The 18978-nt window shown below is 72.0% G+C and carries 16 protein-coding genes; 11 read left to right on the top strand and 5 right to left on the bottom strand.

Annotation, left to right across the window (positions count from 1 at the left end; genetic code table 11):
* Positions 1 to 60: 60 nt before the first annotated feature.
* The gene (locus tag MYF83_RS05740) at positions 61 to 456 is read right to left on the bottom strand and encodes a thioredoxin family protein (protein ID WP_248959111.1); all 396 of its coding nucleotides are present in this window, start codon (positions 454 to 456) and stop codon (positions 61 to 63) included.
* Positions 457 to 563: 107 nt separating this feature from the next.
* A complete protein-coding gene (locus tag MYF83_RS05735) occupies positions 564 to 2984 on the bottom strand; it encodes an ExeM/NucH family extracellular endonuclease (RefSeq protein WP_248959110.1) in 2421 nt (806 codons plus the stop codon).
* A 215-nt stretch (positions 2985 to 3199) separates the two neighbouring features.
* On the opposite strand from MYF83_RS05735, the gene MYF83_RS05730 reads away from it, so the two are divergent.
* Both MYF83_RS05730 and MYF83_RS05725 read left to right on the top strand, forming a co-directional pair.
* The gene (locus MYF83_RS05730) at positions 3200 to 4666 is read left to right on the top strand and encodes a pentapeptide repeat-containing protein (RefSeq protein WP_248959109.1); all 1467 of its coding nucleotides are present in this window, start codon (positions 3200 to 3202) and stop codon (positions 4664 to 4666) included.
* A 158-nt stretch (positions 4667 to 4824) separates the two neighbouring features.
* Positions 4825 to 5541 (top strand): permease prefix domain 1-containing protein, encoded by a 717-nt coding sequence (locus MYF83_RS05725; RefSeq protein WP_248959108.1) that lies wholly within the window; start codon positions 4825 to 4827, stop codon positions 5539 to 5541.
* 60 nt (positions 5542 to 5601) lie between these two features.
* On the opposite strand, the gene MYF83_RS05720 is transcribed toward MYF83_RS05725, so the two are convergent.
* Positions 5602 to 5931, bottom strand: coding sequence for a PadR family transcriptional regulator (locus tag MYF83_RS05720; protein ID WP_248959107.1), 330 nt, complete (start codon positions 5929 to 5931; stop codon positions 5602 to 5604).
* 87 nt (positions 5932 to 6018) lie between these two features.
* Here MYF83_RS05720 and MYF83_RS05715 point away from each other — a divergent pair, with 87 nt between their 5' ends.
* The 8 genes from MYF83_RS05715 (at position 6019) to MYF83_RS05680 (ending at position 14603) form a co-directional block, all read left to right on the top strand.
* Complete coding sequence (locus tag MYF83_RS05715; RefSeq protein WP_248959106.1) at positions 6019 to 7203, top strand: cytochrome ubiquinol oxidase subunit I; 1185 nt, start codon at positions 6019 to 6021, stop codon at positions 7201 to 7203.
* Positions 7204 to 7245: 42 nt separating this feature from the next.
* Positions 7246 to 8049: a cytochrome d ubiquinol oxidase subunit II gene (locus tag MYF83_RS05710; RefSeq protein ID WP_248959105.1), complete on the top strand. Its 804-nt coding sequence runs from the start codon at positions 7246 to 7248 to the stop codon at positions 8047 to 8049.
* 7 nt (positions 8050 to 8056) lie between these two features.
* Positions 8057 to 9898 (top strand): thiol reductant ABC exporter subunit CydD, encoded by a 1842-nt coding sequence (cydD, locus tag MYF83_RS05705; RefSeq protein WP_248959104.1) that lies wholly within the window; start codon positions 8057 to 8059, stop codon positions 9896 to 9898.
* On the top strand, positions 9895 to 11646 hold the full coding sequence (cydC, locus tag MYF83_RS05700) for a thiol reductant ABC exporter subunit CydC (protein ID WP_248959103.1): 1752 nt from the start codon (positions 9895 to 9897) through the stop codon (positions 11644 to 11646). Before cydD ends, cydC begins: the two co-directional genes overlap by 4 nt.
* Positions 11647 to 11837: 191 nt before the next feature.
* A complete protein-coding gene (locus MYF83_RS05695; protein WP_248959102.1) occupies positions 11838 to 12494 on the top strand; it encodes a hypothetical protein in 657 nt (218 codons plus the stop codon).
* On the top strand, positions 12491 to 12868 hold the full coding sequence (locus tag MYF83_RS05690) for a winged helix-turn-helix domain-containing protein (protein WP_248959101.1): 378 nt from the start codon (positions 12491 to 12493) through the stop codon (positions 12866 to 12868). Before MYF83_RS05695 ends, MYF83_RS05690 begins: the two co-directional genes overlap by 4 nt.
* The gene (locus MYF83_RS05685) at positions 12865 to 13755 is read left to right on the top strand and encodes an ABC transporter ATP-binding protein (RefSeq protein WP_248959100.1); all 891 of its coding nucleotides are present in this window, start codon (positions 12865 to 12867) and stop codon (positions 13753 to 13755) included. The genes MYF83_RS05690 and MYF83_RS05685 overlap by 4 nt, the downstream gene beginning before the upstream one ends.
* Before the next feature lie 110 nt (positions 13756 to 13865).
* Positions 13866 to 14603 carry an ABC transporter permease gene (locus MYF83_RS05680; RefSeq protein ID WP_248959099.1) on the top strand — a complete coding sequence of 246 codons (738 nt, stop codon included), beginning with the start codon at positions 13866 to 13868 and terminating at the stop codon, positions 14601 to 14603.
* 67 nt (positions 14604 to 14670) lie between these two features.
* Here the strand turns inward: MYF83_RS05680 and MYF83_RS05675 are convergent, their stop codons facing one another.
* A complete protein-coding gene (locus MYF83_RS05675; protein WP_248959098.1) occupies positions 14671 to 16017 on the bottom strand; it encodes a S1C family serine protease in 1347 nt (448 codons plus the stop codon).
* Positions 16018 to 16432: 415 nt separating this feature from the next.
* Here MYF83_RS05675 and MYF83_RS05670 point away from each other — a divergent pair, with 415 nt between their 5' ends.
* A complete protein-coding gene (locus MYF83_RS05670; protein WP_248959097.1) occupies positions 16433 to 17380 on the top strand; it encodes a M12 family metallopeptidase in 948 nt (315 codons plus the stop codon).
* A gap of 19 nt (positions 17381 to 17399) precedes the next feature.
* Here MYF83_RS05670 and MYF83_RS05665 read toward each other — a convergent pair whose 3' ends face one another.
* The gene (locus tag MYF83_RS05665) at positions 17400 to 18935 is read right to left on the bottom strand and encodes an AMP-binding protein (protein ID WP_248959096.1); all 1536 of its coding nucleotides are present in this window, start codon (positions 18933 to 18935) and stop codon (positions 17400 to 17402) included.
* Positions 18936 to 18978 lie beyond the last annotated feature (43 nt).

The following is an 18978-nucleotide window of genomic DNA, read 5'->3' as shown; positions in this document are numbered from 1 at the left end:
CCGCTGGTGGCCCCCCCCCTGGGGGCGCCGCAACCGGCTCTCGGTGTTCCCTGCGGTGCTTCAGGGACGGCGGCCGTCGTCGGGGCCTTCGGCCCCGGCGTCGATGTCGGCCGCGATCTCCTTGCGGATCGCGTCCATGTCGAGCGCGCGGACCTGCTTGATCAGGTCCTCCAGGGCGGGCTCGGGCAGCGCGCCCGGCTGGGCGAAGACGACGATGCCGTCACGGATGGCCATGACGGTGGGAATCGAGGTGATGTCGAACCCCTCCGCCAGACCGCGCTCGGCCTCCGTGTCGATCTTGCCGAACTTGATGTCCTCGTGCTTCTGGGAGGCCTTCTCGAAGATCGGCCCGAAGGTCCGGCAGGGACCGCACCACGCCGCCCAGAAGTCGAGGAGGACGATGCCCTCGTCGGCGATGTCGTTGAAGTTCGTCTCGGTCACCGCGATGGTCGCCACAGGTGGTTCCTCGTCTCGTGTCTCGTCGTTTTCGATCGGCATAACCATCTACCCGGTTCCCGAATTCCGCACCTCCACGCCCTGCCGGACCGCCTGCCCCGCAGGGGCTACTGACGGCCGGCGGGGAGGCGGAGGCCGAGGAGCAGCGGGTCGTGGTCGGAGGACCGGAAGGCCTGCGGTGAGTACAGCGCGGGCGGGTTGAACTCGGTGTTGTAGTCCATGAACCTGCCCTCGTCCGCGTTGATGTGCCAGATCGTCGCGCCGGTCACCAGCTTGAGGAGGCGCTCGCCGACGAGCACGTGGTCCAGCTCGCCGGAGAGCCCGCCGAAGACGTAGCTGTAGCGGTCCTTCTTGTCGAGGAACTCCTTGCTGACGCTGGTCAGCTTGCCGGCCTCAAGGGTGTGGATCGGGTCCTCCTCGCCGTAGGCGTTGAGGTCGCCGAGCACGACCGGGTTGGGCAGCGCGAGCGTGTCGATCAGCCCGAGGATGGCCTCGGCCTGGCGGACGCGCTCCGCGTTGAAGCAGCTCTGCCCGTCGCCCTGGTCGAGGTCGGCTCCGGTGGCGCCGTCGCAGCCCTTCGACTTGAAGTGGTTGACGATCATCGTGAACGACGTCCCGTCGCCCTTGACGCGCTGGAACTCCTGGATGAGCGGCGGCCGGCGGAACACCGGGTCGCTGGAGGAGCGGGCGGTGCCGACCGGCTTGACCACCGCGGGCTTGTAGATCACCGCGACCTGGATCGCGTCGGTGCCCGGGACGGGCGAGGTGACGCCCTTGTAGGTGCCCGCACCGACGGCGGCGTTGAGCGCGTCGACCACGGCGTTCAGGGCGGTGGCGCCGTTGTTCTCGACCTCCATGAGCCCGGCGACGTCGGGGTCGAGGCCCTTCAGCGTGGCGACGAGCTTGGCGAGCTGACGGTCGCGCTCCTCGGCGGTGTTGGCGCCCCGCTCGTTCAGCGTGGTGAACCAGTTGAGGGTGTTGAGGCTCGCCACCCTGACGTCGCCGCCGACCTTGGCCGGCTTGGCCGGGCGGGGGTTGTCGGCCTTGAAGACGACCGGCAGCGTCGGCTCCACCCGGTAGACGCCGAAGCCGTAGGTCAGCACGCCGGTGAGCCCGGAGGTGCCGTCACCCACCCGCACGGTGTTGGAGCCGGTCGTGTGGTAGGGCAGGCCGGGCGGGTTCTGCACGTTGGAGGCGTCGTCCAGCAGGATCTGGCGCCGCGCGTTCAGCGCCGGGTCGACGTGGTCGCGGTCGGTCGGCTGGAAGAGCCGTCCTTCCGAGGAGAGGGTGATCTCACCGAAGCGGCCCAGGTTGAACACCTCGGAGACGGTGAGCTTCTCAGGGAAGGTGACGAGCACGCCCTCGAGCGGCTCGAAGCTCGCGCCCGCGGCCGACGGCAGATTCACCTTGGCCGGCTCGACCGTCCCGGTGCCGCAGACGTCGACGGCGGAGACCGAGGTCAGCTCGGTCAGGCCGCTGAACTCGGTCACGGTGCCGCTCACCAGCACCCGGTCGCCGGTGGCGGCGGGCCTGGAGGAGAACACGAAGACCGCGTCGGAGGTGGCCGGGTCGGCGTCCGGCGTCGGGTCCTGGATGTAGAAGCCGCCGAGTCCGCCCGTCGCCTGGTAGTCGCCGGTGACGACGCCTTCGACGCGCACGGTCTGGCCCGCGAGCGGGCTGGCCGCACCACTCCCCTGGACCTGGGCGATCTGGTGGGTCGCCGGGAGCTCGCACGGCTCGACCGTACGGGTCGGCGTGGGGCTCACCGTCGGCGTCTCGGTGGGCGTGGGCGTGTCGGTGGGGGTCGGGGTTTCGGTGGGGGTCGGCGTCGGATCGGTGGGCGTCGGGGTCGGGGTGCCCTCCGTGCCGCAGGGAGCGGCGGGCGTCGCCGAGTTGCGCGGCGCGGGCGCCCCGGCGGCGAAGTCCGCCGCGTTCGCGTCGGTGTCCGCGCAGCCGTGTTCCGCGCGGATCGCGGCGGTGGCGTTGGTCAGGGCGGGGGCCGCCGCGCCCTCGGAGAAGTTGGCCGTGCCGTATCCCACCAGGTCGGCCAGGAGCGCGAGCTGCTCGGCCGTACAGGGCGCCGAGCCTCCGTTGCAGGCGAGGCCGTCGGCCGACCGGACCAGGGCCACCTTGCCGGCGGTGCCGCTGAGGCTGAGGCCGCCCGTGCTGTCGGGGGCGGGCAGCGAGGTGCTGGGGGTCGCTCCGGCGGCCAGCTGGATCAGGTGGTAGCGCCCAGGGGCGAGGCTGCCGGACAGGTCGAGCTTGTTGGCGGCGAAGTTGCCGGTGCCGGTCGCGCTGGCGTACTGGAGGGACCATCCGTCGAGGGAGACCTCGGTGCCGCCGCGGTTGAACAGTTCCACGAAGTCGTTGGTGAACGGGGCGCCGGTGTTGCCACCGCCGCCGTACACCTGGCTGATCACGGCGGTCCCCGGTTCAGCGGAGGCCGGGGACGATGAGAGGGCGGCGACGCCGGCGATGGATATGCCGGCGGCCATGAGGGCGGCGAGCGCCCGGGATAGAGCACGCATGACCGGGAGCGTAGAGCCGGGAAACCCCGCGATCTCGTACTAGAACTAGATAGAAGATGAAATAGCGGAATCTTGACACTTCATGTCGACTAACGGCCGTAGGCTTGGCGTCCTTAGATCTAGCGGGCTTGAGGAATCAGACGCCCCGGATACACTCTGTCAGCTTTCCGTCACGATTTAGCGACCTGTTACCCGACATTGGGTATGACTTTGGCATGACGCCCCCGCTGAAGATTCTCTCTCTCGACGCCGGCTGGAAGACGTGTGACGCCTCCGCCGACTGCGCGGGCATCCCGTGCAGGCCGCACGACCGCTGCACGGCCCACCTGACGCCGGCCGAGCTGGAGGTGTTCCTTGTCGGGCTGGCTCCCGGCCACGGCGTCGACCTGCGTGGCACCGTCGTCACCGAGGACCTGCTCACCCGGGTCCTCGACGCGGTGGGACGCCACCTCGGCCGGGCCAGGTTCGACCGCGCCCACTTCACCGGCCCGGCGCGCTTCGCCGAGGTGGTCTTCGCCGGGGACGCGACCTTCGACCACGCGCGGTTCGACCGCCTCGCCTCCTTCTTCGGCACGCGCTTCACCCGCAACGCCTCCTTCCGCGAGGCCCGCTTCTCCCGCGAGTTCTCCATGCACGGAGCCCGCGTCCGGGGGCACGGCGCGTTCGACCGCGTGCGCATCGGCAGCGACGCGCTCTTCGGCGAGGCCAGGTTCGGCAGGGACGCCTCCTTCCACGGCGCCGAGTTCCACGGTTTCACGGCCTTCGACCACGCGATGTTCGACGGTGACGCGATCTTCCGCGCGGCGCGCTTCCGCCGGGCGGTGTCCTATCGCAAGGCGGTCTTCGCCGGCACCGCCGGGTTCGAGGGGGCGGGCTTCCACAGCGGCGTCTTCCTCACCCAGATCCGCGTCGGCCGCCGGCTGGCGCTCTCCGGCATCCACGCCTCGGGCCCGCTGGAGCTGGAGGTCACGGGCTGCCCCGTCGACCTGGCGGGCGCCAGGATCTCCGGCCGGCTCACCGCGCGGCTGTCGGACGCCGACCTCGACCTGCGCGAGGCCCTCCTGACCGCGACGGCGGCCGTCTTCACCCGCACCGGAAGGCTGCGGGTGGTGTCCCTGGACCGCCTGGACGCCTGCGCGCTCACGCTGACCGGCGCCGATCTCAGTGGCTGCCGGCTGGCCCAGGTGCGGCGGCCGGAGGCGCTGCGGCTGTCGGCCTGCACCTTCGCCGCCACGCCGAAAGGCGTACGCGTCGGGCTGCGCTGGCCCCCGGTCCTGTGGTGGACCAGCCGCCGCGTCGTGGCCGACGAGCACGCCTGGCGCGGCTGGTCCTCCTGGGCGGACCAGCCGCTGGACCCCGGCCGCCTGGCCGGGCTGTACGAGCGGCTCCGGCGCGCGGTCGACGACAAGAAGACCTCCGCGGACTTCGCCTTCGGCGCCATGGAGATGCGCCGCCTGGCGACGCGCAGGCGCCGGGTCAGGATCGCCCTCGCGGCGTACTGGCTGGCCTGCGGGTACGGCCTGCGCATGGGACGCACGCTCTGCTGGCTGACCCTGGTCACGGCGGTCACCGCGGCGGCCCTGTTCTGGTCGGCCGGCGCCCACCCGGCCAGACGCCCCATCAGCCACCGCTCCCCCACCCCGGCGCCCGCCGCGCACGCTTCCCCGGCGGGCGTGAACTGACCCCGAGTGGACCGGCCCCACGGCCGGACCGGTTGGTCCAGTGTTTTTTCCTACCTGTGCACCAGGGGTGTGTCAGGGATTCCCCCGATTACCCACCTCCCCTACCCGACGACACAATGGGGACCTGACGCGCATCACGGGCGGAACCTGGGGAGAACATGGCGAGCGCGAGTGTCATCGACGATTACGTGGCCACGCTCGACCGGACGCTGCGCGGGCCGGCGCGGGTCAGGCGCGACATGGTGACCGAAGCGCGCGACAGCCTCGCCGACACCGCCGACGCCTACCTCGCGGAGGGCGTGGACCGGGCCGAGGCCGAACGGATGGCGGTGGCCGAGTTCGGGCCGGTCAGGGTGATCGCCCCCGGCTACCAGGAGGAACTCGCCGCGCACCAGGGCCGCCGGACCGCCGCGGTGCTGTTCATCACCGTGCCGCTCCTGACCGTCATGTGGAGCGGCATCTGGAAGATCTTCCCCGAGCCCCCGCCGGCCGCCATGGCCGCGAAGCCCGCCTGGTTCACGCCGCTCTCGCACTTTCTCGACTGGTTCCAGCTCTGCATGGGCGTCGTCGGCGCCTTGGCCCTGTTGACCCTCGGACGGCCGCCGCGGCGCATGCGGCACCCCGGCCTGGTCACCCGGGCGCTGGGCATCCTGGTGTGGATCCAGGTGCCGGCGGTCCTGCTGATGTCGGCGGCGCTGTCGGCGGGCAACGCCGCCGCGCTGAGAGGCTTCTCCGACTACCCCCCGGGGGCGGTGGCGAGCACCCTCAGCTATCTGGTGGCGGGCTGGCTGCTGTACAGCGCGACCCGCTGCCTGATCGCCTCCCGCCCCCTGCCCATGGCGCCCACAGTCCGGCGGCAGCGAGTGCTCGGCTGAGGCGGCGGCTCAGAGGCGGACGCGGGCAGGTCACTCTTGCGGGCCTGACTCCTGGCGGTGTCACTCTTGCGGTCGGGGCGCGAGCACGCTGCCGATCGCGTCGGTGAACTGCCGCCATGACGACCGCTCGCCGGCCAGTGCGGCACGCCCGCTCTGGGTGAGCCGGTAGGTGCGGCGCTTGCGGCCCGCCACCGTCGCCCACTCGCTCGTCAGGTGGCCCAGGCGCTCCAGCCTGCGCAGCGCGGGATAGACCGTGCCGGTCGGCACGCTGAGCGCGCCTCCGCTGCGCTCCTGCAACGCCTCGATGATCGCGTATCCGTGCAGCGGCTCGTGTTCCAGGACGGAGAGCAGCAGAGCGTCCATGTGGCCGCGAAGCGCGTCGGGATTCACCGCTAAAGCCTATCCAGGTGCGTCATGCGACCCAGTCTATAGGTAGGCTCTCTACATGTAGGCAGACACAACTAGGGAAGAGGAGCCATGGACGTGCTCGACCTGGCCCGGCTGCAGTTCGCGGTGACGGGAAGCCTGCACTTCCTGTTCGTCGTGCTCACACTGGGCATGGCCCCCCTCGTCGCGATCATGCAGACCCGCCACGCCATCAGCGGCAAGCCGGTCTTCGAGCGCATGACCCGGTTCTGGGGTCAGATCTACGTGATCAACTACGCGCTCGGCGTGTTCACCGGCCTGGTGATGGAGTTCCAGTTCGGGCTGAGCTGGGGCGGCCTGACCCACTTCGCCGGCGACGTGTTCGGGGCGCCGCTCGCGATCGAGTCCCTCGTGGCCTTCTTCCTGGAGTCCACCTTCCTCGGCCTGTGGATCTTCGGCTGGAACCGCCTGCCGAAGAGACTCCATCTGGCGTGCATCTGGCTGGTCACGCTCACGGCCTACGCCAGCGCGTTCTGGATCATGGTGGCCAACTCCTTCCTGCAGCACCCGGCCGGCAGCGTCCGGCGGGGCGACCACCTGGTCCTGACCGACTTCTCCGCGCTGCTCACCAACCCCAGCCTGCTGATGGCCTTCCCGCACGTCATCGGCGCGGGACTGTTCGCCGGCAGCTTCGTCATCATCGGCGCCAGCGCCTACCAGCTCTTCCGCCGGACCCCCGAGCAGGAGTTCTTCCGCAGATCGCTGCGCACGGGCGTGGTCTGGGCGTTCGTCGGCACCAACCTCGCCGTCGGCTTCGGATACGCCCAGTTCGCGTTCGTCGGCGACATCCAGCCCGACAAGTTCAAGGGCGCGCTGCCCGGAGCCGCGCTCGGCAACATGATCCTCATCGGGCAGCTCGTCCACACCATCGTGATGTTCGTGCTGCTGCCACTGCTGTTCCGCAACCTGCTCGCCCGCGCTCGGTGGATGCACCCGGTGCTCATGCTCATGACGCCGCTGCCGTTCGTCGCCGCGATCCTGGGCTGGCTCACCCGCGAGGTCGGCCGACAGCCGTGGCTCGTGTACGGCCGGCTCACCGTGGCCGACGCCATGTCTCCCGGCCTCACCAAGGAGATGGTGACCCTGTCCTTCGCCGCCTTCGCGGGCGTGCTGGGGCTGCTCGCCCTCGCCGACTACCTGCTGATCGCCCGGGTGGTGCGGCGCGGCCCCACGCAGGTCGATCTCGGCGCCGCCGAGCCCGCCGAGCCCTCACCCGAGCCGGCCCTCGTCCTCTGACCGCCGTTCCCTCCCCCGTACCCCCTTTGAGGAGCTCCCCCCATGGAGATCATCTGGCTTGCGATCCTCGGCGTGCTGCTGATCGGCTACTTCGCCCTGGAAGGCTTCGACATCGGCGTGGGGATGATGCTCCCCGTGCTCAGCCGGGCCCGGGAGCGCGCCGGGGAGCCGGGCCCCCGCCGCCGGCACCGGGACCGCCTCGTGGCCGCGATGGCCCCCTTCGTGCTCGCCAACGAGATCTGGCTCATCGCCGCCGCGGGCACGCTGTTCGGCGCGTTCCCCTCGCTCGAGGGCACGGTGGTCAACGGCCTGTACCCGGTCGTGGTGGCCCTGCTGGTGTCCTGGATCCTGCGCGACGCGGGGCTGTGGTTCCGGCGCAGGCTCGACGGCGCCGCCTGGGGCGCGTTCTGGGACGCGATCCTGTGCGCCGCCTCCTGGGGCCTCGCCCTGAGCTGGGGAGTGGCCCTCGCCTCCGTGGTGCGGGGACTGCCTGACCGCCCGTTCGACCTGATCGGCCTGTTGTACGGCGCCGTGGTGGCCGCCGCGTTCGCCTTCCACGGCCGCGCCTTCACGGTGTGGCGGCTGTCGGGCCCGAGCGAGGCGCGCGGCACCGGCCGGCGCCTGCGGCTCTCGGCCGCCGTCGCGGCGCTGCCCGTCGCGGTGCCGCTGGTCCTGCTGGCGCCGGCGCTGCTCGATCACGCGGCCCCGTCGGCGACACTGAATGTGCTCAATCTCATCGTCCTGCCCGTCACTCCCATCATGGTGGCGGCGCAAGTATGGGTGTGGCGCACGTTCGGTCCCATCCGGTCCGCCGGCGCCACCACGGCCATCCCGTCGTTCTTCTGAGGAGCCGATGCACAAGGATCTCCTGCGCCTCGCGCGCAGCGAGCGGGCGGTCCGCCTCCATCTGCTGGTGTGCGCCGTGGCGGCCGTCCTCGCGGGGCTGCTCGTGCTGGCGCAGGCCGAGCTGCTGTCGGGTGTGCTGTCGGGCGCGTTCACCACGGCGGCACTGCTCCCGCTGGCGGCCGTGGTGGTGGTGCGGGCGCTTTTCGGCGGCCTGCAGGGGGTCGCCGCGGGCCGCACGGCCACGGCGCTGAAGTCGGTGCTGCGGGGCCGGCTGCTCTCCCGTCTGCGCGATCTCGGGCCCGCCCGGCTCACCGCGCACCGTTCGGGCGAGCTCGTCACGCTGGCGGGGCGCGGCCTGGACGCGCTCGATCCCTACATCACCGGCTACCTTCCGGCGGTCGCGGTGGCCGGTGTGGTGCCCCTCGCCGTGCTGGTCCGGCTCTTCGTCGCCGACCTCGGCACCGCCGTGATCGTCCTGCTGACGCTTCCCCTGATCCCGGTCTTCGGCGCGCTGGTCGGCTGGCAGACCAAGGCGGTCACCGAGCGGCAGTGGCGGGCGCTCTCGCGCCTCGGCGGCCACTTCCTGGACGTCGTCCGCGGCCTTCCGACGCTGCGCGCGTTCGGGCGGGCGCGCTACCAGGCCACGGTGATCCGGCAGGTGGCCGACGCGCACCGTTCGGCCACCATGCGCACGCTCCGTGTGGCGTTCCTGTCCTCGCTGGTGCTGGAACTGGTCGCCTCGCTGTCCCTGGCGCTCGTCGCCGTACCGGTCGGCCTGCGGCTGCTGTCGGGCTCGCTGGACCTGCGCACGGCCCTGCTGGTCCTGCTGCTCGCCCCGGAGGCGTACATCCCGCTGCGGGCGATGGGCACGAAGTTCCACGCCGCCATGGAGGGCGTCGCCGCCGCGGACGACACCTTCGCCGTCCTGGAACCGGACCCGGAGCCGGCTCCTGAGCCCGAGCCGGAGCCGGAATCGGCTCCTGGATCGCGACGGGCGCCGCGACCGGCGCCCGCCACGGACGAGGCCGCGACCGGCGGGGATCCGGCGGTCCTGCCGCCGCAGGGCGTGCCGGAGATCCGGCTGGAGAACGTCACGGTCCGCTACCCGGGCCGCGAGGACGCCGCGCTCGACGACGTCTCGCTGGTCGTCGCCCCCGGCGAGCGCCTGGCCCTGGTGGGCGAGAGCGGCGCGGGCAAGAGCACCCTGCTGCACCTGCTGCTCGGCTTCGTGACCCCGTCCGAGGGCCGCGTGCTGGTCGGCGGGGTCGACCTTTCGGCCCTGGACGTCGATCTGTGGCGCCGGCGGCTGGCGTTCGTGCCGCAACGGCCCCACCTGTTCGCCACCTCCGTGGCCGACAACATCCGGCTCGGCTCGTCCGCCTCCCCCGAGGAGGTCCGCGCGGCGGCGGAGGCCGCCCGGGCCGGCGAGTTCGTGGCGGCCCTGCCCGAGGGGTACGCCACCGTGATCGGCGAGCGCGGGGCCGGGCTGTCGGCGGGCCAGCGGCAGCGCATCGCCCTCGCCCGGGCCTTCTGCCGGCCGGACGCCGAGATGCTGCTGCTGGACGAGCCGACCGCGCGCCTGGACGGCAGGAGCGAGGCCGCCATCGTCGAGGCCACCCGGACGCTCGCCGAAGGACGCACCGCCGTGATCGTCGCACACCGCCCCGCCATGATCGATCTGGCCGACCGGGTCGTCCGCGTGGAGGCGGGGAAGGTCGTGTCCGACCACCTGGTACCCCGGCCCTCCGGCGGCGCGGAACCCGTCCGGGAACCGAGAACCCCAGACGGCGCGGAACCCGCCCAGGAACCGAGAACTTCGGGCGGCGCGCAGGTCGGAGGTTCGCGATGAGCACAGGAACCCTGCCCGGCACCACGGCGAGCGAGCGCGCGGCCTCCCCGAACGGCCGGGGGCTGCTAGCGGGGATGGGCGGCCGGATGCTGGCCGCCGTCGCCGCGGGCGCAGCCGCCGAGCTGGCCGCCCTCGGGCTCATCGGGGCGGCGGCGTGGCTGATCACCCGGGCGGCGGAGCAGCCGCCGCTCGCCGCCCTCAGCGTCGCGATCGTCGCCGTGCGGGCCTTCGCGACCAGCCGTGGCCTCTTCCGGTACGGCGAGCGCCTCGCCGGGCACGACGTCGCGCTGCGCGCGCAGGCCACGACGCGCGAGCGGCTGTACGCGGCGCTCATCCCGTCGGGGCCGCTCGGCCACCGGGGCGCCGACCTGCTGAGCCGGATGGTGGACGACACCGACGCTGTCCAGGACCTGCTGGTCCGCTGCCTGCAGCCCGCGCTCGCCGCCGCGGTGACCGCCGTCGCCGCGGTGACGCTCGGCGCGTTCCTGCTGCCCGCCGCCGCCCTGGTCCTTCTGGCGGGGCTGCTCGTCGCGGGGTTGCTGCTGCCCGCCGGCGCGGCCGCCGCCGCCCGGCGCTGGTCGGCCCGTGTCGCCCCGGCGCGGGCGGAGCTGGCGGCACGGGTCGCCGACCTGGTGCACGGGAGCGCCGACCTCGCCGCGTACGGGGCCGGCGAGCGGGCGCTGGCCGCCTCCGCCGAGTCCGACGCGAAGCTGGCGGCGCTGGAGCGGCGGCAGAGCAGGGCGAACGCCGCCGCTCTCGCGCTCGGCACGCTGGTCCAGGGCCTCACCGTGGCGGCGATCGTGCTCGTCGCCCACCGCGCCGGAATCGGGCAGGTGCCGACCGCCGTGCTGGCGCTGACCGCGCTGGTGTCGTTCGAGCCGGTGCTGCCGCTGGCGGCGGCGGGCGAGCGGTTCGCCGGGGTGACGGCGGCGCTGCGCAGGCTGCGGGAGGTCCAGGCCACGCCGGCCGCCGTACCGGAGCCGGCGGCGCCCGCGCCCCCGCCGGACGCGCCGCTGACCGTGCGGGTCGCGGACCTGGTGGTGCGCCACGCCGCGGGCAGGGCACCCGCCCTCGACGGGGTCTCCCTGACCTTGACCCCCGGCAGGCGGGTGGCCGTGGTCGGGCCGAGCGGGGCCGGCAAGAGCACCCTGCTGTCCGCGCTCATGCGCACCGTCGATTTCGAGGCGGGCCGGATCCTGATCAACGACACCGACGTCCGCGAGCTCTCCCCCGACGACGTCCGCGCCATGATCACCGGCCTGACGCAGGACCCGTACGTCTTCCGCGCGACCCTGCGCGACAACCTGCGGCTGGCCGGTCCGGAGGCGGACGAGGAAGAGCTCGCGCGGGCCGTGCACCGGGCGCGCCTTTCCACCTGGGTCGAGCGGATCGGCTGGGACGTGACGCTCGGCGAGGACGGCCGCACGGTGTCGGGAGGCCAGCTCCAGCGGCTCGCCCTGGCCCGCGCGCTGCTGCACGATCCCGAGATCCTCCTGCTCGACGAGCCGGCGGAGTCTCTGGACGGGGCCACGGCCGACGCGCTGATGGCCGACCTGCTCGACGTCACCCACGGGCGCACGACGCTGCTGGTGACCCACCGCCTGCACGGCCTGGAAAGCGTGGACGAGATCATCGTCCTTTCGGGCGGCCGGGTGACACAGCGCGGCCACCACGACGAGCTGGTGGCCGTACCGGGCTACTACCGGGACCTGTGGGAGTCCGAGGCCCTCACCGCGCCGGCCTCCTGACGTCCCCGCACCCGCACTGACACCTCGCCCCCGTACTGACACCTCGCCCCCGTACACCGGCGGCTCTTCGCGCTCGCCCGCCGCCGTCCCCGGCGAACCGCCTTCCCACTCTGCGCCGCACACTGGTTTACAACGCAAACCACTCTGGTTTATAGTTCAAACCAGTTTACGGTTCCTATCGAGGAGTGGTCATGCGGCCTGGCGACGCTGAGGACGCCGAGGACGAGCGGGCGCTGAGCCCGGAGGAGATGCTCCGGATCATCGAGAGCCAGCGCGCCGTGACGGCGCGCCGGCTCGGGGGCGACCCTCCGGTGTTCTACGTCGTCTGGGGGCTGGCGTGGCTGGTCGGGTTCGGCGCGTTCTTCCTGCACTACGGCCTCTCCGGCCGGTCGTACGCGCCCATCTCCGTCGGCTCGGCCACGGCGATCCTCTTCGCGGCGATGGCACTGGCCATCGCCATCACCTCCTACGTGGGGTGGAAGCAGAACAGCCAGGTGCGCGGGGTGTCGCAGGACCGCGCAACGATGTACGGCCTGTCATGGTTCTTCGCGTTCTTCGGTATGGGCATCATCGGCAGCCACTTCGACAAGGTGCTGCCGCCGGCCGAGTCGGGCCTGCTCTGGGCGTCCCTGTCGGTCTGGATCGTCAGCATCCTGTTCATGGCGGGGGCGGCGGTGTGGCGCCAGCCGGCGATGTTCTTCGTCGGCGTGTGGATCGCCGCCGTCAACATGGTCGGGGTGCCGGCCGGGCCGGGCTGGCACGCGCTGCTCGTGTCGGCCGGGGTCGGCGGCGGCTTCATCGCCATCGGCGCGGTCCTGCGCGTGCGGCTGCGCCCGGGGAAGGCATGAGCCCCGCCGGCGCGCTCCCCGAGCTTGACCCGGTCATCCATGCCCAGGCACGCCTGCGCGTCGTCACCGCGCTGTCCACGTTGCCGGAGGGAGACCAGATCAGCTTCCCGGGGCTGAAGGACCTCCTCGGCATGACGGCGGGCAACCTGTCGGTCCACCTCAGCAAGCTCGAGGACGCGGGATACGTCGAGATCGGCAAGACCCACCGGGGACGGACCCCCGTGACCTACGTGGCGCTCACCCGGCGGGGCCGCCTGGCCTTCGACGACTACACCACCGCCATCCGCGCGCTGCTCGACATGGCCGGCACCCACCCGGCGCAGGGGCGGCCGACATCCGACACGAATCCGAAAGAGACGGGGCAGAAACCATGACCGAGACACTCGCCCGCGCGGTGGAGGTCAGCCGCCGGTACGGCGACGTGACGGCGCTCCACCCGACCTCCCTGGACATCCGCGCCGGCGAGCTCATCGGCCTGCTCGGCCCGAACGGCGCGGGCAAGTCGACGCTGGTCAACCTCCTCGCCGGGCTGCGTCGGCCCACCTCCGGCTCGATCAGCCTGTTCGGCGGATCGCCCGGCGACCCGGTCCACCGCCGCTCGCTCGGCACGACCCCCCAGGAGACCGGGCTGCCGCCGACCCTGAAGGTCCGCGAGTGCGTCGACTTCGTCTCCGCGCACTATCCCTCGCGGGCCGACCGCGACGAGTTGCTCGAGCGCTTCGGGCTCGCCGAGCTGCGCGACCGGCAGATCGGCGGCCTGTCCGGCGGCCAGAAGCGGCGGATCGCGGTCGCCCTGGCGTTCGCCGGGCGTCCCCGGCTCGTCCTGCTCGACGAGCCGACCACCGGCCTGGACGTGGAGGCCCGCCGCGCGCTGTGGGACGCCATCCGCGACTTCCACGCCGGCGGCGGCACGGTGTTGCTGACCAGCCACTACCTGGAGGAGATCGAGGCACTGGCCGAACGGGTGGTCGTCCTCGGCGAGGGCCGCGTCCTCGCCGACGACAGCCTCGCGTCGGTGCGCGGCATGGTCGGCGTCCGCCGGGTCACCCTGACCGCCGCCGGCCTGCCCGAGCTGCCGGGCGTGCTCGGCGTCGAGACCGACGGGGCAAGGACGCACCTGCTGACCTCCGACGCCGACCGGCTGGTCCGCGAGCTGGTCCTGGCCGACGTCCCCTTCTCCGGGCTGGAGATCCGGGCCACCACCCTGGAGGAGGCGTTCCTGGCGATCACCGCCCAGGACGCCCACCCCACGGCGGTCTGAGCCCCCGTCCGGCACATCGGCCCGGCGCTCTGGACCCACGCCCTCCGCCCAGGGCCCGTACCGGCGCCGCCGCTCCGACACCCCCCGACCACGCCCTCAGGGAGAGCCCGATGTCACTCGTCGTCACGCACGTGAAGTACCAGTTCCTGGAGACCATCCGCATCCCCATCGCGGTGATCGGCAACATGTTCTTCCCCGCCGCGTCGATGCTGTTCTTCGTCGTCCCGTTCGCGGGCGACGACCCGGTGGCCGCGACGTACGCGACCGGGTCGATGATGACGTTCGCGGTGATGTCCACCTGCCTGTTCACCTACGGCATCGGCGTCTCGGAGGACCGGGCGCAACCGTGGGATCCCTATCTGCGCACGCTGCCCGCCGGCCCCTGGCCGAGGTTCGCCGGGCGGCTGGTGACCGGCATGGCGTTCATGGGCATCGCGCTGGTGCCCGTCGTCCTGATCGCGGCGTTCCTCACCAAGGCGACCGTCAGCCCGCTCGGAGCGCTGCTTGGGCTTGGGGCGCTGGCCATCGCCTCGCTCCCGTTCACCTTGCTCGGCCTGCTCATCGGGTACGCCCTGCCGTCGAAGGCGGCGATCGCGGTCGCGCAGATCCTGTTCTTCCCGCTGGCCTTCGGCGGTGGGCTGCTGAGCGCCCCGGGCAACGCGCCGTCGTTCATCGAGACCATCGCGCCGTTCCTGCCGACCCGCGGCTCGGTCGAGCTGGTCTGGGCGGCCACGGGAGACTTCACGCCGCACGTGGTCTCGCTGGTCATGCTCGCCGTCTGGACCGTCGTCGCCGGCGCGCTCGCCGCATGGGCCTACCGCCGCGACGAGGGCCGCAGGTTCTCCTGACCATCAGAGAAGCGGATGCGCCGCCGGGCCCGCAGCGTACCCGGCGGCGCATCCCGTCATGAGGTGCTCAGCTCGTGGTCGTCTTCTGCGTCAGGGTGACGGTGACCGTCGAGGTGGCGCCGCCGCGCACGTACGTCAGCGCGACCTTGGTGCCCGGCTGGTAGCCGCGGACGGCGCCCACCACCGTCTCGGCGCCGGACACGGGCTTGCCGTCGATCTGGGTGATCAGGTCGCCCGCCTTGAGCCCCGCCTGCTCGGCCGGGCTGCCGCTCTGCACGGAGCCGACGACGGCCCCCTGGACGTCGCCGGTGGCGTCCGCCACGCTGACGCCGAGGAAGGCGTGGGTGACCTTGCCCGACTTGATCAGCTGGTCGGCCACCTGGTGGGCGGTGTTGATCGGGATCGCGAAGCCCACGCCGATGTTGCCGTCGCCGCCGTTGGTCGCGATGGCGCTGTTGATGCCCACGACCTCGCCCGAGGCGTTGACCAGGGCGCCGCCCGAGTTGCCGGGGTTGATGGCCGCGTCGGTCTGGATGGCGCCGCCGATGGTCGTGCCGGTGCTCTGCGGCTGCGTCTGGCCCTGGCCGAAACCGCCGTCGCCCCAGCCGGGCGGCAACTGCTGCTGGCGCTGCTGCTGAGACTGGTCGCCGACGGTCAGCGTGCGGTCGAGCGCGCTTACGATGCCGGCGGTGACCGAGCCCTCCAGCCCCAGCGGGCTGCCGATGGCCAGCACCGCGTCGCCGACGCTCAGCTTGTCGCTGTCGCCGAGCGTCGCCGCGGTCAGCCCGGACACGCCCTGCGCGCGCACGACCGCGAGGTCGGTGGCGGGGTCGGTGCCGACGACGGTGGCCGAGGCGGTCTTGCCGTCACTGAACTTCACCTGGACCTTGGCGTCCTGCCCGACGCCCGAGACCACATGGTTGTTGGTGAGGATCAGGCCGTCCTGCGACAGGACCACGCCTGACCCCTCGCCCTGGCCGGCGGCGCTGCTCACGGTGATGGACACCACCGAGGGCTGCACGGCCCGGGCCACGTCGGCGACCGTCGTCACGGCGGCGTCGGACGCGGGCCGGACGATCGGGCTGGAGATCACGGTCCGGGTCCCGGCGGCGGCCGTGGCGACGAAGGCCCCCGCGGCTCCGCCTCCTACCGCCACGGCCGCGAGCGCGAGGCCCGCCACCGCCTTGCGGCCGGTCGTCCACCATCCGGGCGCCGCGCCGGCCGGCACGGCGCCTTCCCGCAGGGTGGGCATGCGGTCGGTGTCGCCGGCGGAAGGGCCGGCGGCGCTCCAGTGGCTCCGGAAGCCTCCCGTCTCGGGCGGGGTCCGGCCGAACTGGGTCCACCCCCGCGACTTCGGCGCCTCGGCCGGAGTGGTGTTTTCTGTCGCCTGCTCACGCGGGTCTTCGGTGCTCATCTCTTCCCCCAAGCTCGTCCGCACTCGCCGCTATTGTGCGGCGGCCGGTTGAGGACCGGTAAATCAATGATGGCGCACGGGCGATAAGAGCTGCCTAAGCCCTGACTGGACGTTACCTGAACGTCCCGCGCGCCTCCGGCGGACAGAGTGGAACATCCATGGACGGTACCGCGGACGGGCTGATCAGCGGGCGCCACAGGCCTCGCAACAGGCACGACCCCGTGCGCGGGCCGGCCGGAAATGTAAAGCCGGGATAAGGAGGAAAGCCTTCGGAAATACCGGTGCCGGGCGCATGGCGAAGGAGCATGCCCGCGACCTCCGGTGGCCATTCCAGAGAGTGCCGGATGATCGCCGGGGTAGGTTTCTCCAGGCACAAGCCCGTCCACCGTTACGGGCGCTTCGGGGGGTATTAAATATGAGACATATAGCTATATTGGTGGCCACGCTGGCGGGACTGACGATGGGTGCCTCGCCGGCCGCCGCCGAGGACGATCCTCTCGACTCGCTCTGGCTGCAGCAGACCGAGCGTCCCTCCCTTTCCATCACGACTCCCGACATCACCGGCCATCCCCACACGATCGGCTTCGTCGACATCGACGGGCACGCCGTGACCGAGGGGGACATCGTCATCGGCACCCCCGCCGACGCCTTCGCCGGGAAGATCCTGATGCCGGGCATATTCCCCGAGGCCGACCCGGACCTCCGCTCCGCAGCGGCGTTCCCGGACTCGACGCTCGCCGACCGGCCGGCCCGCTCGGCGGACTGCCCGAGATCCTCGGCCGGCGTGGCCACGACGCAGGCCGGAGCCCTGTGGCCGGACAAGAAGGTGCCCTACGTCCTGTCCCCCACCCTTTCCACGGCGGCCCGAGACGCGGTCACGCAGGCGATGAAGGACTTCCACGACAACACCTGCGTGCGTTTCATCCCCCGCACCGGCGAGACGGGGTATCTGAACATCATCTCCGGCAGGGGCTGTTACTCCTATGTCGGACGGGTGGGTTATCGGCCGCAGGACGTCTCGATCGGCAACGGCTGCGAGCGGAAGGGCATCGCCATTCACGAACTCCTGCACGCCATCGGCTTCTATCACGAGCATTCCCGTGCCGATCGGGACGGCGCGGTGACCGTTCACCTGGAGAACGTGATGAAGGGTTACGAGCCCCAGTTCCAGAAGCTCTCGCCCCCGCAGAACCGCCTCTTCGGCACCCTCGACTACGGTTCCGTGATGCTGTACGGGCGCAATTTCTTCAGCGCCAACGGGCTGGACACGCTCGTGCCCAACGTCCCGGCGCAGATCGGCCAGCGAGACGGTTTCAGCCCGGCGGACCTGGCCGCCGTCCGCACGCTGTACGGCTGCGCGTAGCGCCGGCGCGGACCCCGCCTCAGAAGGCGGCGCGCCAGTACTCGTCCCTCAGCAGGCGCTTGTAGAGCTTCCCCGTCGGATGACGGGGAAGCTCCGCCCGGAAGTCGACCGATTTCGGGCACTTGTAGTGGGCCAGGCGGGACCGGCAGTACTCGATCAGCTCCGCCTCCAGCGCCGGCCCCGCCTCAGCAGGGTCGACGGGCTGGACGACGGCCTTGACCGCCTCCCCCATCTCCTCGTCCGGCACGCCGAAGACGGCCACGTCCGCCACCTTGGGGTGGACCGACAGGACGTTCTCCGCCTCCTGCGGGTAGATGTTCACCCCGCCCGAGATGATCATGTACGAGCGGCGGTCGGTGAGGTACAGGAACCCGTCCTGGTCCAGGTAGCCGACGTCCCCCAGCGTCGTCCAGCCCCGCCCGCGCGGGTCCTGCGACGCCCGGGTCTTCTCCGGGTCACCGTGGTACTCGAACCGCGGGCCGTCGGAGAAGTAGACCGTGCCGTGCTCGCCGGGCGGCAGCTCGTCGCCGTTCTCGTCGCACACGTGCGTGACGCCGAGCAGCGGGCGCCCGACCGTGCCCTTGTGGGCGAGCCAGTCCTGCGGTCCGGCGTAGAGGAAGCCGTTGCCCTCGGTGCCGGCGTAGTACTCGTGCACGATCGGGCCCCACCAGTCCATCATCTGTTCCTTGACCGGGACCGGGCACGGCGCGGCGGCGTGGATGGCGCAGGTCAGCGAGGACAGGTCGTACTTGTTCCGCACGGCCTCCGGCAGCTTCAGCATCTTGATGAACATCGTCGGGACCCACTGGGAGTGCGTGACGCGGTACTTCTCGATCAGCGCGAGCGCCTGCTCGGGGTCGAACCTCTCCATCACCACGACGGTCGCGCCGACGCGCTGGAACGTCATGCAGTAACGCAGCGGCGCGGCGTGGTACAGCGGGGCCGGCGAGAGGTACACCGAATCGGCCGACGGGGCGAACAGGAACTGCACGAGCTGCAGCAGCGCGCCCGGCGTGTCGAGCGGCGCGTTGCCCAGCGGCGGCTTGACCCCCTTCGGGCGCCCGGTGGTGCCGGAGGAGTACAGCATGTCCGAGCCCTGGCACTCGTCCTCGACGGGGACCGGCGGCTGCGCCGCCACCGCCTCCTCGTAGGACTCGAAGCCCGGGGCGACACCGTCGATCATCAGCCTGAGCCGCACGTGCGGGGTCCGCTCGGTGATCGAGGTCGCCACCCCGGCAAGCGCCGCCGAGGAGATGAAGACCTCGGCCCCGCAGTTGTCGACGATGTAGGCGAGCTCGTCCGGCTGGAGCCGGGAGCTGATCGCCGTGTAGTACAGCCCGGAGCGGTGCGCGGCCCAAGCGACGACCAGGAACAGCGGGTGGTTCTCCAGCATGAAGGCGACGTGCTGCCCCGGCCGGAGCCCGGCGGAGCGGAAGACCCGCGCGAGCCGGTTGGACTCCTCGTCCAGCTCGCGATAGGTGACCACACGCCCGGAAGCGGCCATGATCACGGCCGGCTTGTCGGGCGTCTTGGCTGCGACTGCTCCCGGATGCATAAAACCGAACGCTACTCGGTTGCCTGCCCCGTGAAAAGCACCC

Origin of the sequence: Sphaerisporangium perillae (genome assembly GCF_023276435.1) — a bacterium.
Lineage (GTDB): Bacteria > Actinomycetota > Actinomycetes > Streptosporangiales > Streptosporangiaceae > Sphaerisporangium > Sphaerisporangium perillae.
This window is presented reverse-complemented; position numbering and strand designations above follow the sequence as displayed.